At 65.0% G+C, this 13,317-nt stretch carries 13 protein-coding genes; 7 read left to right on the forward strand and 6 right to left on the reverse strand.

The window, feature by feature from the left end; all coding sequences use genetic code 11:
* Window positions 1-115: 115 nt before the first annotated feature.
* Entirely contained in the window at window positions 116-346 is a 231-nt protein-coding gene (locus ACSLE4_RS03460; protein WP_435903089.1) for a hypothetical protein, read from the reverse strand.
* Between the two features lie 239 nt (window positions 347-585).
* Here ACSLE4_RS03460 and ACSLE4_RS03465 point away from each other — a divergent pair, with 239 nt between their 5' ends.
* Together ACSLE4_RS03465 and ACSLE4_RS03470 are read left to right on the forward strand one after the other, a co-directional pair.
* Window positions 586-1,659, forward strand: a complete 1,074-nt coding sequence (locus ACSLE4_RS03465) for an AI-2E family transporter (RefSeq protein ID WP_435903090.1) — start codon at window positions 586-588, stop codon at window positions 1,657-1,659.
* Between the two features lie 164 nt (window positions 1,660-1,823).
* The gene (locus tag ACSLE4_RS03470) at window positions 1,824-2,111 is read left to right on the forward strand and encodes an HU family DNA-binding protein (protein ID WP_069623593.1); all 288 of its coding nucleotides are present in this window, start codon (window positions 1,824-1,826) and stop codon (window positions 2,109-2,111) included.
* Between the two features lie 55 nt (window positions 2,112-2,166).
* Here the strand turns inward: ACSLE4_RS03470 and ACSLE4_RS03475 are convergent, their stop codons facing one another.
* The 3 genes from ACSLE4_RS03475 to cckA form a co-directional block, all read right to left on the reverse strand.
* Window positions 2,167-2,409, reverse strand: a complete 243-nt coding sequence (locus ACSLE4_RS03475) for a hypothetical protein (RefSeq protein WP_435903091.1) — start codon at window positions 2,407-2,409, stop codon at window positions 2,167-2,169.
* Between the two features lie 102 nt (window positions 2,410-2,511).
* Window positions 2,512-3,774 (reverse strand): sulfotransferase family protein, encoded by a 1,263-nt coding sequence (locus ACSLE4_RS03480; RefSeq protein ID WP_435903092.1) that lies wholly within the window; start codon window positions 3,772-3,774, stop codon window positions 2,512-2,514.
* Between the two features lie 108 nt (window positions 3,775-3,882).
* Window positions 3,883-6,438 carry a cell cycle histidine kinase CckA gene (gene cckA / locus ACSLE4_RS03485; RefSeq protein ID WP_435903093.1) on the reverse strand — a complete coding sequence of 852 codons (2,556 nt, stop codon included), beginning with the start codon at window positions 6,436-6,438 and terminating at the stop codon, window positions 3,883-3,885.
* A gap of 165 nt (window positions 6,439-6,603) precedes the next feature.
* Between cckA and ACSLE4_RS03490 the strand changes: the two genes are divergently transcribed.
* The 3 genes from ACSLE4_RS03490 (at window position 6,604) to ACSLE4_RS03500 (ending at window position 9,495) form a co-directional block, all read left to right on the forward strand.
* Window positions 6,604-6,966 (forward strand): flagellar biosynthetic protein FliO, encoded by a 363-nt coding sequence (locus ACSLE4_RS03490; protein ID WP_435903094.1) that lies wholly within the window; start codon window positions 6,604-6,606, stop codon window positions 6,964-6,966.
* 319 nt (window positions 6,967-7,285) lie between these two features.
* Complete coding sequence (locus tag ACSLE4_RS03495; protein ID WP_435903095.1) at window positions 7,286-8,059, forward strand: M15 family metallopeptidase; 774 nt, start codon at window positions 7,286-7,288, stop codon at window positions 8,057-8,059.
* A complete protein-coding gene (locus ACSLE4_RS03500) occupies window positions 8,056-9,495 on the forward strand; it encodes an MFS transporter (protein ID WP_435903096.1) in 1,440 nt (479 codons plus the stop codon). Before ACSLE4_RS03495 ends, ACSLE4_RS03500 begins: the two co-directional genes overlap by 4 nt.
* On the opposite strand, the gene dksA is transcribed toward ACSLE4_RS03500, so the two are convergent.
* A complete protein-coding gene (gene dksA / locus ACSLE4_RS03505) occupies window positions 9,496-9,924 on the reverse strand; it encodes an RNA polymerase-binding protein DksA (protein ID WP_435903100.1) in 429 nt (142 codons plus the stop codon).
* 339 nt (window positions 9,925-10,263) lie between these two features.
* Between dksA and ACSLE4_RS03510 the strand changes: the two genes are divergently transcribed.
* Both ACSLE4_RS03510 and ACSLE4_RS03515 read left to right on the forward strand, forming a co-directional pair.
* Window positions 10,264-11,721, forward strand: a complete 1,458-nt coding sequence (locus ACSLE4_RS03510) for a YcjX family protein (RefSeq protein ID WP_435903097.1) — start codon at window positions 10,264-10,266, stop codon at window positions 11,719-11,721.
* On the forward strand, window positions 11,718-12,701 hold the full coding sequence (locus ACSLE4_RS03515) for a YcjF family protein (protein ID WP_435903098.1): 984 nt from the start codon (window positions 11,718-11,720) through the stop codon (window positions 12,699-12,701). Before ACSLE4_RS03510 ends, ACSLE4_RS03515 begins: the two co-directional genes overlap by 4 nt.
* 5 nt (window positions 12,702-12,706) lie before the next feature.
* On the opposite strand, the gene ACSLE4_RS03520 is transcribed toward ACSLE4_RS03515, so the two are convergent.
* The coding region (locus ACSLE4_RS03520) for a hypothetical protein (RefSeq protein WP_435903099.1) at window positions 12,707-13,317 on the reverse strand (611 nt) is incomplete at its 5' end.

Below are 13,317 nucleotides of genomic sequence, written 5' to 3' on the forward strand. Positions count from 1 at the left end.
GCACTGTACACGCTTTGTTCTCTGTTGCCAAGATGTTCTCATCGAAATTCACCCGTGGCGCAAAGAAAAAGGCCGCCCGAGAGGGGCGGCCAGCAAAATGCCCAGCAGTCTCACCCTATTTGCAGCGGGCGCACCAGCACTTCCACGGCCGGCAGATCCGCGTATAGCCCTCCGGGCACGAGGGCCCGGCGAAGCGGCAGGCCACCCGGTCGATAGGCGAGAAATTCTTCGCCGCGGTGGGCAGGCCTTGTGTGCCGGAGCCTACGGTCGCGTCGGCCTGGAAGCCGAGCGCGCCTGCCAGCAGCAAGGCGAACGCCATTGTCAGGAGAAGCGCAATCTTCCGCATTGTTCCCTCCTTCAGGACGACACCCCCCGCCGTCCCCCACTGGAACGCGGGGATGCTACGCCTCGAACATAGCGCAAATCTGGCGTCCCGTCGCCGCCTCTCGCGGGCTCTTCCCTCGCAAAATCTTCCCCTCGCAAAATCCTCGCCTCGCAAAATCCTCCTCTCGCAAAAGCTTGTCGCGCCGTTGTTGCAAGCCGCTATGATCGGCGGCGCATGAGGCCGAGGGACGACACGCACAGATGAGCGAGGGCAGGCGCGGCGGCGCGTTTCAGGACAAAGCATTCCTCGTGCTGCTCGTCGTGGCGTCGCTCGCCTTCGCCTGGATCATCTTGCCGTTCTATGGCGCGATCCTATGGGCCACGATCCTGGCCACGGTGTTTGCGCCGGCCCAGCGTTGGGTCCTCGCCCGTTTGCCAGGGCGGCCGAATCTCGCGGCGCTGATCACGCTCCTGCTCATCGTGGCCATCGTGCTGCTGCCTTTGGCGCTCACCGTCGCCTCGCTCGTCAGCGAGGCGACCACGCTTTACGGCCAGGTGCAGTCGGGCGAGCTCAATCTCGGGCAGAAGCTCCAGCGCGTCCTCGAGGCGCTGCCGGGTTGGGCCTCGGGCCTGCTGGCGCGCGTCGGCGTCATCGATGTGAGCGACATCCAACAGCGCGTGGTGGCGCTGCTGAAAGAGGGCAGCCAGTTCTTCGCCGCGCAGGCGGTACTTGTGGGCCAAGGCACGGCGAACCTGGTCATCAGCCTGTTCGTGATGCTCTATCTCCTGTTCTTCCTGCTGCGCGACGGCGGCGCGCTGTCCCAGCGAATCAAAGATGCGGTTCCGCTGGCGTCGGAGCAGAAGCGCGGGCTGTTCGAGAGATTCGCCGTCGTCGTGCGGGCCATGATCAAAGGCACGATCCTGGTGGCCATCGTGCAGGGCTTTCTCGGCGGATTTATCTTTTGGGTGCTCGGCATTCACGCACCGGTGCTGTGGGGCGTGGTGATGGCCTTCCTGTCTCTGCTGCCGGCGGTCGGCGCCGCGGTGGTCTGGGTCCCGGTGGCGCTCTATTTGCTCGCCGTGGGCGCGCTCTGGAAGGGCCTCGTGCTCATCGCCTTCGGCGCGGGCGTGATCGGCCTCGTGGACAACGTGCTGCGGCCCTATCTCGTGGGCAAGGACACGCGCATGCCCGACTACGTGGTGCTGATCTCGACGCTCGGCGGCATCGCCGTCCTCGGGCTCAACGGCCTCGTGGGGGGGCCCTTGATCGCCGCCATGTTCATCGCCGTTTGGGGCATCGCATCGAGGCAAGGGACGCCCGATAAAAGCTCCTGAGGGCCTTCCCGCCTTAAACCGGGCATTAGACATACCAACAGCATCCTCGCCTTCTTTGCAGACAAACCGGGCCGAATCGGCCATGCGTCAAGGGTATGGATGCAGCCGGCGCCGCCTCGGCGGCCGAGGCCTTCCCCTTATTTTTTAGGAGTGCAAATCAAATGATGTCGAAAACCGAACTCATTCAAACCATTGCCGACGACGTCGAGCTGACGAAGAAGGACGTGAAGGCCGTTCTCGAGTCGCTCGCGACCCACGGCTACAAAGAGATGAAGAAGACCGGCGAGTTCATGCTGCCCGGCTTCGCCAAATTCGTTGTCGTCAAGAAGCCGGCCACCAAGGAGCGCAAGGGCATCAACCCCTTCACCAAGGAGCCGACCGTGTTCAAGGCGAAGCCCGCCCGCAAGGTGCTGAAAGTGCGCCCCGTAAAGGCCGCCAAGGACGCCGTCTAGGACGCTTGCAAAAGCGCGCGCCGCCAGCGGGCGGCGCCGCCTCATCTTTGATAGGTCAGCGCTTGATGTAGTATCCGGCCGCGGCCCCGGCGATCGCCGGGAAGAGACCGAGATGCCAGGCAAGCTTGTCCGCCCTCAACTTGCTCAACAGGAATCCGGTGCCTGCCGCGATGGCGACCGCAGCGAGCGGGTTGCGGATGGTGCCTTCCTCGATCTGGGCCACGGTCTCGGCTAGGAAGTCGGTGTCAGAAGACTGAAATTGCCGCGGGCTGCGCGGGACGGAAGCGTTTGCGGGCATCGTCATTTTCCTTATCGAAGTCGAACTCTTCTCCGAACAACGCCGGTTGCGCGCCGGACGTTCCCTTCCGCGTGTCGCCCCGCATCCTTCGTCAGGTCCGAACTACGACGCTGCCTCTTCGGGAAGCGGCGCTTTTGTGTCCACGTCAGGCTCGGCGAGCGTGGCATCCACCGCTTCGCGGTAACCGTGGCGGTCGATGAAGGGCTTCAAGCGCTCGGCGATTCTTTTCGCGAGCGGCTTGGGCAGGCGGTAGGACGACACTTTGTGGTCGGAGCGGTCGGTCAGGATCGCGCGCATGGGTCCTTCCGCCTCGTCGAACTCGTCGAGTCCGAGTCTCTGGTAGATGTCGCGCATCGACTGAACCGGATCCTTGATCAGGTCCTCGTAACGGATTTCGACCAGGTTCTGTTCGGGGATCAGATGCCGGTCACGTTCATAGGCCTTGGTGAAGCGCTCATAGATGTCGAGCACATAGTCATCGAGCCACGGCTCGAGATTGGGCGGGTTGTGCAGGCCTTGCGTCGAGTAGAGCGCGCGCCACAGCTTCACGGTCGACGGGAACACGTCGAGCGGATTGCGGGCGATGAACACCCAGCGCGCATCCGGAAACAGCTTGGCCAGCACCTTGATGCGCGCGGCGTTGGCCGGCGTCTTCATTACCAGGCGCTTTTGATGTTTGAGCATGAGCCGGCGGTAGAACCACATGAAGGTGTCCGCCCAACTCTTCACCTTCTTGTCGGGCAGGCCCTCGAAGTCGAGATATTCGGTGTCGACGGGCCCCATGCGCGGCCAGGCCATGGTGTTGTAGGGCGAGCCCTCGCCCAGCATGATCATGGCGAACTCTTCCTCCTGCGGGCGGTCGAAGCCGACCGGCACGTCGTCTTGCGGGCGGCGCTTCGGCAGGAGCACCTTGAAGACGTGATCGAGCCGGCCTTCGGTCAGCAGAAAATGGTGCGGGAAGAAACACTCATAGGTCGTGGGGTAGGCCAGGTTCGGGTCCTCGGAGAAGAGGTCGTGCAGCAGCGTGGTGCCGCTTCTCCAATGGCCCACGACGAAGATCGGCGGCGTATCGAGGGGCAGCGCTTCCGCCTTCTGCTTGTAGATGGCTTCCGAGATCCAGGTGAGCGGCGTGTTCCACGGCACCCAAATAAACAGCGCCAGCGTGTCCGGGATGCAGTTCAGCGTGAAAGAGAAGCGGCCCCGCCAGAAGAGCTTCATCAAGGTCATGAAGCGCATGCCGAACCAGACATAAAGGAGCCGCCCGCCATAGCGCTCGATGGTGAGCCACGGCAGTTTCGGCTTCTTGCGCCGTCTGCGTTGCGGCTCGCCGTCCTCTTCGGCAGGCATGACCTCGTAATCGGGCACGCGTCATTCTCCGGTCGGGGTGGATTTCGCGTCTCGCCTTAGACGCGAACGGCGCGCAAGGGAAGCCACAAAGGGCCGCAGGCCGGGGCCTTTCCGCGGGGAAAGCGGCTAGCCTTCCAGCGCCGCCTTCACCGCCGCCGCAAGCTGCTTCAGATCGAAGGGCTTTTGCAGGAACATAAAGTGCTCGTTCTCGGTCAGGTTGCGGCGGAAGGCGTCTTCCGCATAGCCGGACATGAAGATGATCTTGAGGTCCGGGTGGTCGCGCCGGAGCTCCTTCATCAACGTCGGGCCGTCCATCTCGGGCATCACCACGTCGCTGACGACGAGATCGACATCGCCGTCATGGCCCTCGAAGACTTCGAGCGCTTCGGCGCCGGTCGAGGCCTCCAGCACTTGATAGCCGCGCGTGCCCAGCGCCCGGGCGGCGAAGCTCCTAACGGCGTCCTCGTCCTCGACGAGCAGCACCGTGCCTTGCCCGGTCAAGTCCTTGGGCTTCTCTGGCTTGCGTTCAGCCTTCGCGGGCTCCGGCTCGGTTTCGGCCTCCGCGGCATCTTCGGCATAGCGCGGCAGGAAGACGCGCATGACGGTGCCCTCGCCCTCCTCGCTCTCGGCGAAGATGTAGCCGCCCGTCTGCTTGATGATGCCGTAGACGGTGGAAAGACCAAGCCCGGTGCCGCGGCCGATCTCCTTGGTGGAGAAGAACGGCTCGAAGATCTTCTGCTTCACCTCATCGCTCATGCCCGTGCCGGTGTCGCACACCTCGATCATCACGTACTCGCCGGGCGGGATGTGGCTCAAGCCCAGCTCGCGGGACTCGGGCTCGCTCACATTGGCGGTACGGATGGCGAGCTTGCCACCGCCGGGCATGGCGTCGCGCGCATTGACGGCAAGATTGATGACGACCTGCTCGAATTGATGAAGGTCGGCTTTGACGGGCCACAGATCGCTGGCCTGATCGAGGCTGAGCTCGACATTCTCGCCGAGCAGGCGGCCGAGCAGGATGGAAAGCTCCGACAGGACGTCGCCGAGCTGGAGCACTTGCGGGCGCAAGGTCTGCTGGCGGGAGAAGGCAAGCAGCTGGCGCACGAGCCCCGCGGCCCGGTTCGCGTTCTGCTTGATGTTCATGATGTCTTGGAAGGCCGGATCGGTCGGCCGGTGGTTCAGCAGCAAGAAGTCGGAGAAGCCGATGATCGCCGTCAGCATATTGTTGAAGTCGTGGGCGATGCCGCCGGCGAGCTGACCCACCGCTTGCATTTTCTGGCTCTGCGCGATCTGCATTTCCAGCGCGCGCTGCTCGGTGGTGTCGATGGCGTAGGCGATAGCCGCCTCGCCGTCGCCTAGGGTGTGCTCGATCGGGCTCAGATAAAGTCGGCCGCTGCGCTCCTCGGTTCCGGTAAAAGTCACGTCCACGGGCTCGATCACGCCCTGGCCCGCGGTTGCCGCCTCGAGAGCCTTGCCCAGCGCCTGATGGTCCGCCGGTTCGACGAAGCGCTCCAGGCTCCTCTTGTCACCGCCGTCGGTCTCGGCGTCTGCGCCGAACATGCGCACGAAGGCGGCGTTGGTGGCGCTGACCATACCGTCGGCATCCACCGTGGCGATGGCAATGGGCGCGGCGTGGAACAGCCGCGCAAATCTCAGCTCCGCCGCGCCCGCCTCTTCCGCTTCGCCCGGTCCGCGGTTGAGGATCAGCACATGGGCGAGATGATGCCCACGCGGCAGCCGATGCAGAACGCGCACCGGCATCGTCGTGCCGTCGGCCTTGAGAAGATCGATGTCGAAATGCCTGATGCCGCCTTGCGTCTCGCCGCGGCCGGCGCCCGCGATCAGTGCCGCGTTATCGTCGGACATGATCTTCCCAAGCGACAGCCGGCCACTCGCGGCATCGGAGAGATCGAGCCTGAGCCACTGAGCCAGCGTGGCGTTGAGATATTCGATGCGGCCATCCTCATCGGCGCTGAAGAATCCGGCCGGCGCGTTGTCGAGATAGTCGATCGCTGCCTGTACCTTGGCGAAGCTGGTCTCCTCGCGCGCCCGGTCCTGGGTGACCTCGTCGACCTGCCACACGGTTAGCGCGCCCTTGCGGCCCGAAGCCGGCTCCGGCGGCATGGGCTGCACGGAAATGCGGAACCAGCGCGGGGCGATGCCGCCTTCGTCCTCCACCTCGCCGGGCGGCGGCAGGCGGAACTCTTCTTTCAGGCGGCGCCCCTGCTGTGCTGCGCGGGCAAGCCGGAAAATGGCTTCGGCAAGATGCGGGTTGCCGCCGAAGGCGCGATCGGGCGCCGGCACGGCGGCCTCCGCGTCGAGCCCCAGCAATTCGCGATAGGACCGGTTGGCATAGAGCACGCGCCCGCCCGCATCGGCGATCAGGGCACCTTGGGGCAGATTGTCGACGAAGGCCTTGGTCAGATCGTTGCGCGCGTGGCGCTGACCGAAATAAAGAATGCCGACCGCGCCAGCGAACAGGCAGAACACGCCGACCACCGCCAGACCGGCGAGGATCGCCAGCACAAACGGCTCGGCCATCTCGCGCGAGACCATGGCAAGGCCGACAGCCGCCACGGCGAGCGCCAGTGCGAGCAGCACAACGAGGCCGACGCTGCCGTCCCGCTCGGCGCGGTCGGCGATGGGCTCGGCGTAGCGCATGGGCGCATCAATATCTGTCATGTCTTGAGAAAATACCCGATTCGATTTGTCTTGACCGGAGATTGTCATGGGCGCGAGGTCCTGTCGCGGCCCCTGGAATCGCCCCGTGCTTGAGGGCCGGCGCTCAGGGTGCAGCGTCTCGCCTAAAGTGCTGTTAAGTTCGGCTTTCGTATGGAGCCTTCCGATATGGATTTCGACACCCTCATCCTTGGCGTCGCCACGCTTCTCTTCGTCATCGCACTCTTGGCGCTCTTGGTTTGGGCGTTCAGGACGTTCTTCGGCAAGGCGAGCTCGGCGAGCTTGCGCAAAGCCCGGGAGAAGAGGCTCGGCGTGATCGAGACCGCTGCGGTGGACTCCAAGCGCACGCTCTACCTCATACGCCGGGATGACGTGGAGCACCTGGTGATGGTCGGAGGGCCCGTGGACGTGCTGGTGGAAACGGGAATCACGGGAATCAAAGGGCGTCCGCGCCCGCTCAATCCGCCCCATGATGACGTGATTATCGCCAAGACCGAAGCCCGGCCCCCGGCCGACTACGGCAAATCCTAAGGTTTTTCTCCGATTACAGTTGACTGTTGCTGGAATATCACAGCCGGTTTGGCTTGAGATGAGCGGCCGGTTGCGGTAGATAGTGAATACGGTCTTACGGTCGCCCTGATGGGCAGGCGGATGGAGTAAACGCCGGTAGTGCCAACCGCCCGTATCGTAAGGACGCCGGCAGTTCCCTGCTAATGGTCCGACACCGACTGGTTTTTGCCAGTCATGTCAGTCCCCCAAACACTTCCACTCCCCGCCCTCCAGCGGGGAGTTTTTTTGTCTCCGTTCCACGACTCATGGCGAAGCGCGGCCCATGAGCTAAGCTTGGCCTATGATTGGTCGCCGTTCGGCAGTCCTTGCCTCCCTCGCCGCCTGTCTAGCCCCGGCCTTCATGGCCGCCGCGCAGGGCGCGGACTCGATGCCGGAGGATTTCGTCTATCTCCGCGACATCGATCCTTCCATCCAACAGGACATGCGCTATGCGGGCCCGTACAACTTCACCGGTGCGCCGGTGCCGGGCTACGACGCGCCTGAATGCGTGCTGGTGCGGCAGGCCGCCGAGGCGCTGAAAAAGGTTCAGGCGGATCTCAAGCCGAAGAAGCTCTCCTTGCGGGTCTACGACTGCTACCGCCCGACGCAAGCCGTGGATGCCTTCGTGGCCTGGGCCAAGCAGCCTACCGATCCGGCCGCCAAGGCCGCGTGGTATCCGCGCCTCGACAAGGCTGCCCTGTTCCCCGACTACATCGCCACGCGCTCGGGCCATTCCCGCGGTGCCACGCTCGATCTGACCGTGATCCCCATCGGCGCTGCGGATCCACCCTCAGAGGGAAAGAGCTGCATCGCACCTCAAGGTGCGCATGCACCGGACGGCAGCCTTGCCATGGGCACGACCTTCGATTGCTTCGACACCAAGGCCAACACGGACGCGCCCGGACTGACACCGGTTGAAATCGAGAACCGCGCCCTGCTCAGCGCGGCGATGCAGGCACAGGGCTTCAAGAACTATCCGTTCGAATGGTGGCACTACACGCATCAGCCGGAGCCCTATCCGGACACCTATTTCGACTTCCCGATCGAGCCGCGGCCAAGCGGTAGTAGCGAGTGAGCGCAGTCCGGCCACAAATCGTCGAGACGGCCGTGCCGGCACGGCTCGACCGCCTGCGCTGGGGCCGGTTCCATACGCTCGTCGTCGTGGCGCTCGGCATCACCTGGGTGCTGGACGGTCTCGAGGTGACGCTCGCCGGCGCCGTGGCGGGCGCGCTCAAAGAAAGCCCCGTCCTCCAGTTCAGCAACGCGGAGGTGGGGCTCTCCTCCAGTTTCTATCTGGCGGGAGCAGTGCTCGGCGCGCTCCTGTTCGGCTGGCTCACCGACAGACTCGGCCGCAAGCGGCTCTTCTTCATCACGCTTGCGGTCTATCTCGTGGCCACGGCGGCGACCGCCTTCTCCTGGAACTTCGCGAGCTTCGCCCTGTTCCGCTTTCTGACGGGCGCCGGTATCGGCGGCGAATACACGGCCATCGCCTCGACCATCCAGGAATTCGTGCCCGCACGCTATCGCGGGCACACCGACCTCATCATCAATGGCAGCTTCTGGATCGGGGCGGCCGCCGGCGCGGGCGGCTCCATCGTCCTGCTCGACCCGTCCGTGCTGCCGCCCGATATCGGTTGGCGCGCTGCCTTCTTCATCGGCTCAATTCTGGGCTTGGGCATTCTGGCGATGCGCTCCTGGATCCCGGAATCGCCGCGCTGGCTGATGACCCATGGCCGCGCCGACGAGGCGCACGCGATCCTCGAGCGCATCGAGGACCATCATCGGGCTCGTGGCCATGTCATTCCGGATGAAGATCCCGCGCTCTTCCGGCTCACATCGCGGCGCTTCACGCCGCTTCGCGAGGTCTGGGACACGCTGTTCCACGCCCACCGCCGGCGCACGCTGGTCGGCCTTGCCCTGATGGTGGCGCAAGCTTTCTTCTACAATGCGATCTTCTTCACCTATGCGCTGGTGCTGACAGACTTCTACGGCATCGCGGCGAGCCAGGTAGGCTGGTACCTGCTGCCCTTCGCCGCCGGAAATTTTCTGGGGCCGCTGCTGCTCGGGCGCCTGTTCGATACGGTGGGGCGGCGCCCCATGATCGCATTGACCTATGCGCTGTCGGGCGTGTTGCTGGCGCTGACCGGCGCGCTGTTCGCCGCGGGCGTGCTCTCGGCCACGATGCAGACCGTCTGCTGGACCGTGATCTTCTTCTTCGCTTCGGCCGCGGCAAGTTCCGCCTATCTCACCGTGAGCGAGACGTTCCCGCTCGAGATCCGCGCGCTGGCAATCGCCTTCTTCTATGCGGTGGGCACCGGCATTGGCGGCATCGGCGCGCCGTTTCTGTTCGGCGCGCTGATCGACACCGGCTCGCGCATGAGCCTGTTCGCCGGCTATCTGCTCGGCGCCGGGCTGATGCTCGCCGCGGCGGTCATCGCCGCGCGCTACGGCGTCGCCGCCGAGCGCAAAGCGCTGGAAGACGTGGCCACGCCCTTATCGGCGGCCGATTGACTATTCGTCGCGGTAGACGCGCTCGCGGCGCTCGTGACGCTCTTGCGCCTCGACACTCAACGTGGCGATCGGCCGGGCATCGAGCCGCTTCAGGCTGATCGGCTCGCCGGTTTCCTCGCAATAGCCGTAGGTGCCGTCTTCGATGCGCATCAGCGCGGCATCGATCTTGGCGATCAGCTTGCGCTGCCGGTCGCGGGCCCGGAGCTCGAGCGCACGCTCGCTCTCCGATGTCGCACGGTCGGCGATATCGGCATGCTGCTCCGAATCGTCCTGGAGATGCTGCAACGTCTCCTTGGTCGAGCGGAGAATCTCCTCGCGCCAGATGAGCAGCTTGCGGCGGAAATAGGCCCGCTGCTGATCGTTCATGAACGGCTCATCTTCCGAGGGCCGATAATCTTCGGGGAGAGTTTTTTTCTTTGCAGTCGCCATGAGAGTCATGTCCGGACGTATCCATTCGTCGTTGGGCTCATCATCTGCTCCCCATGTCCGGCGCGGTTGGTCAGCACCCCTGCCGGGCTGCCCCGTATTTACGGAAGCGAGTCGACAAGTCAAGACGGCACTCGGGGTTGACAAGAAACAAAGCAGTGTCCGGCGCGCAGTTGCGGAATCGTCATATTTGCTAGGCAGGGCTTGGACTTGCGGCGCACATTTGTTGGGTAGAGCCGGGGGGCGAGGTACCACATGTTCCTGGCCCTTCCTTCGCCCGCGCGGGCGCGCTATGAGGCGCCTGGCACGGGGGGCATCGACTGAAAAGGACCGAACTGAAACGTGCCGCTCTCCACTTACACCTATGCCGCCGGCGACGCCGTCCGCAATATCGGCGACTTCGCCTCGGGCCTCGTCACGCCGACGGTGAGGCTCGGCGTGACCGGCCTCGCGCGCTCCGGCAAGACGGTGTTCATCACCGCGCTGGTGCACAACCTCATTGCCGGCGGACGCCTGCCTTTTTTCGATGCTGCGGCGGAGGGACGTCTCCTGCGCGCCTATCTCGAACCGCAACCGGACGAGATCGTGCCGCGCTTCGAATATGAGAAGCATCTCGCAGACCTCACCGCCGATCCGCCCACCTGGCCCGACAGCACACGGCGCATCAGCCAGCTTCGCCTCACGCTCGAATACGCCTCGACGAAGTTCTGGAAACGGCGGATGGGACGCGAGCGTCTGCATATCGACATCGTGGACTATCCCGGCGAATGGCTGCTCGACCTGCCCTTGCTGCAACTCGACTACGCGACGTGGTCGCGCGATGCGATCGCGCAGTCGCGCGTGGCGGACCGCAAGGCGATCGCGAAGGACTGGCACCAGGCGCTCGGCGAGGCCGATCCGAATGCACCGGCCGACGAAGCACGCGCCGCGACACTCTCGGACGTGTTCAAAGCCTATTTGCGCGCGGCGCGCACCGATCAGCACGCGCTGTCCACGCTGCCACCGGGACGTTTTCTGATGCCCGGCGATCTCGAAGGCTCGCCCGCGCTCACCTTCGCGCCGCTCGATGCCAAGGAGGAGGCCAGCTTCGCGCGAGGCTCCTTGTGGGCGCTGATGGAGCGGCGCTACGAAGCCTATAAGAGCCACGTGGTGCGCCCGTTCTTTCGCGATCACTTCGCCAGGCTCGACCGGCAGATCGTGCTGATCGACGTGCTCGCCGCGTTGAACAGCGGGCCCGCCGCGGTGGCCGACCTCGAACGCGCCATGACCGAGATCCTGGAATGTTACCGCACGGGATCGAACAGCCTGTGGTCCAGCCTCTTTGCACCAAGGATCGACCGCATCGTGCTTGCCGCGACCAAGGCCGATCATCTGCACCATGAAAGTCACGACCGGCTCGAAGCGATCCTGTCGCTGCTCACGGACAAGGCCTTGGAACGCGCGCGCTATGGCGGCGCCGACGTGAAGGTGCTGGCGCTGGCCGCCGTGCGTGCCACCCGCGAGGGACAGGCCAAGCGCAACGGCGAGACGCTGCCCTGCATCGTCGGCTATCCGCTTGCAGGCGAGACGATCGGCCGGCGCACCTTCGACGGCAACGAGCCCTTCGCCATCTTTCCGGGCGATCTGCCCGAAGACCCCAAGAAGGCCCTCGAAGGCTGGAAGACCGAGAACGGCGACATGCGCTTCGTGCGCTTCCGCCCGCCGGACCCGCAAGGCCTGCCTTCCGGCGGCTTCGCGCCGTTCCCAAATATCAGGCTCGACCGCGCCATCCAGGCCCTGATCGGAGACCGCCTCGCATGAACAAGACCGCGCGCCGGAAGCCCGCTTCGTTCCGCGTCGAAGACGTCGAGGTGTTCGAGCCGCCGGAGGCGATTCCGGCCACGCTTCCCGCCGAGCCCACACCGCCCGCGCAGGTGCGCACCATGCCCAAGCTCGAACGGGGCTTGCGCTGGGGCAGCATCTTCTTGGGCGCGCTTGGCGGGCTGGTCGGCCTCATCGCCTCGCTATGGCTCTACGATTGGGTGCTTCAGCTTCTCGCCCGGGACGACTGGATCGGATGGGCGGCGGTTGGCCTGGTCGGGCTCGTGATCCTGGCGCTGGTCATGATCATTCTGCGCGAGGCGGGAGGGCTGCTGCGTCTTGGACGCTTGGGAAAGATTCGCCACGAGGCGGACAGCGCCGCACGCCAGAACGACAAGGCGCTCGCGGTCGACGTTACGCGGCGCTTGAAGCGCTTCTATGCGGGACGCGAAGACCTCGCCTGGGGCTTGCAGCGTCTCGCCGAGCACGAGCACGACATCATGAATGCGGAGGAGTTGCTGCGCCTCGATGAGCGCACGCTGATCGCCCAGCTCGATCCCGTGGCCCGCGGCATCGTCGCGGCGTCCGCCAAGCGCGTCTCGGTGGTCACCGCCGTCAGCCCGAACGCGGTCATCGACATGCTGTTCGTCGGCGCCCAGAATTTACGCATGCTGCGCAAGCTCGCCACGCTCTACGGTGCGCGGCCGGGCACGCTGTCGCTCTTGAAGCTCGCGCGCATGGTGGTTACCCATATCGTGCTGACCGGCGGCATCGCACTCGGCGACGACGTCCTCCAACAGGTCATCGGCCATGGGCTGACCGCGCGGCTGTCGGCGCGGCTAGGCGAAGGCGTGTTCAACGGCGCGCTCACCACGCGCATCGGCATCGCCGCGATCGATGTGTGCCGCCCCCTGCCCTATATCGAGCAGCAGCGCCCGCGCTTCCGGGAGCTCGTCGCCGAAGTCGCCGGGATTCGCTGAGGCACTCAACTCAAGAGCTTGCAGCCGTCGACGGCGGCCGTCTCCACGCGCCCGTCGTCGAAGCGCAAGGTCACGACGATCTCATCGGCGCACGCCAGCCCACCGGCACTGATGCGGAAGCCGCTGCCGCGGTCGCTCGAGGATTGCGATTGCGGCCTGATGGCGGGCGAATTGAAGGCGTAGGACACGCCGACCAGGCGCCCCTTCACAGCAGGCGGCGGTTCCAGCCAGAGCTCGAAGTGATAGAGCGGCCGCGAGCGGTCGGCGCCCTTGATCTCCCTGACCTTGGCTTTCAGCCAGTTGCCGATGTCACCACTCGCAAGCTGGACCGGCGCGCGCGTCACTGCCGCAGGTGCAGTCTTGCCGCCCACGTTCGGCGTCCGCTCTTTGGCCGCAACAATCGGCGTGAACGGCACCGGCTCCACGGCGTCCCAAGGCAACTGCTCTTGCGCCGTGGAGAATGCAGCGAAGGAGGCTCTCTGCTTTTCGTCCTCCTCCTTTTCCGGTCGGTTCCAGATCAGTTCCTTCGGGATCTCGCTCAGGCCCGCGAGGTTCGGCTCCTCCTTGCGCGGCGGCGCGATGGTGGGCATCGGCGCCAGAGCCATGGACAAAAGCC

This window comes from Methyloceanibacter sp. (assembly GCF_051306395.1).
Taxonomy (GTDB): domain Bacteria; phylum Pseudomonadota; class Alphaproteobacteria; order Rhizobiales; family Methyloligellaceae; genus Methyloceanibacter.

What these genes read in the sequence shown, in the direction of transcription:
- ACSLE4_RS03495 (WP_435903095.1), top strand. Translation starts at nt 7,286, where the DNA reads ATGATTGGTCGCCGTTCGGCAGTCCTTGCCTCCCTCGCCGCCTGTCTA.
- ACSLE4_RS03490 (WP_435903094.1), top strand. Translation starts at nt 6,604, where the DNA reads ATGGATTTCGACACCCTCATCCTTGGCGTCGCCACGCTTCTCTTCGTC.
- dksA (WP_435903100.1), bottom strand. Translation starts at nt 9,924, where the DNA reads ATGGCGACTGCAAAGAAAAAAACTCTCCCCGAAGATTATCGGCCCTCG.
- ACSLE4_RS03470 (WP_069623593.1), top strand. Translation starts at nt 1,824, where the DNA reads ATGTCGAAAACCGAACTCATTCAAACCATTGCCGACGACGTCGAGCTG.
- cckA (WP_435903093.1), bottom strand. Translation starts at nt 6,438, where the DNA reads ATGACAGATATTGATGCGCCCATGCGCTACGCCGAGCCCATCGCCGAC.
- ACSLE4_RS03465 (WP_435903090.1), top strand. Translation starts at nt 586, where the DNA reads ATGAGCGAGGGCAGGCGCGGCGGCGCGTTTCAGGACAAAGCATTCCTC.
- ACSLE4_RS03475 (WP_435903091.1), bottom strand. Translation starts at nt 2,409, where the DNA reads ATGCCCGCAAACGCTTCCGTCCCGCGCAGCCCGCGGCAATTTCAGTCT.
- ACSLE4_RS03515 (WP_435903098.1), top strand. Translation starts at nt 11,718, where the DNA reads ATGAACAAGACCGCGCGCCGGAAGCCCGCTTCGTTCCGCGTCGAAGAC.
- ACSLE4_RS03460 (WP_435903089.1), bottom strand. Translation starts at nt 346, where the DNA reads ATGCGGAAGATTGCGCTTCTCCTGACAATGGCGTTCGCCTTGCTGCTG.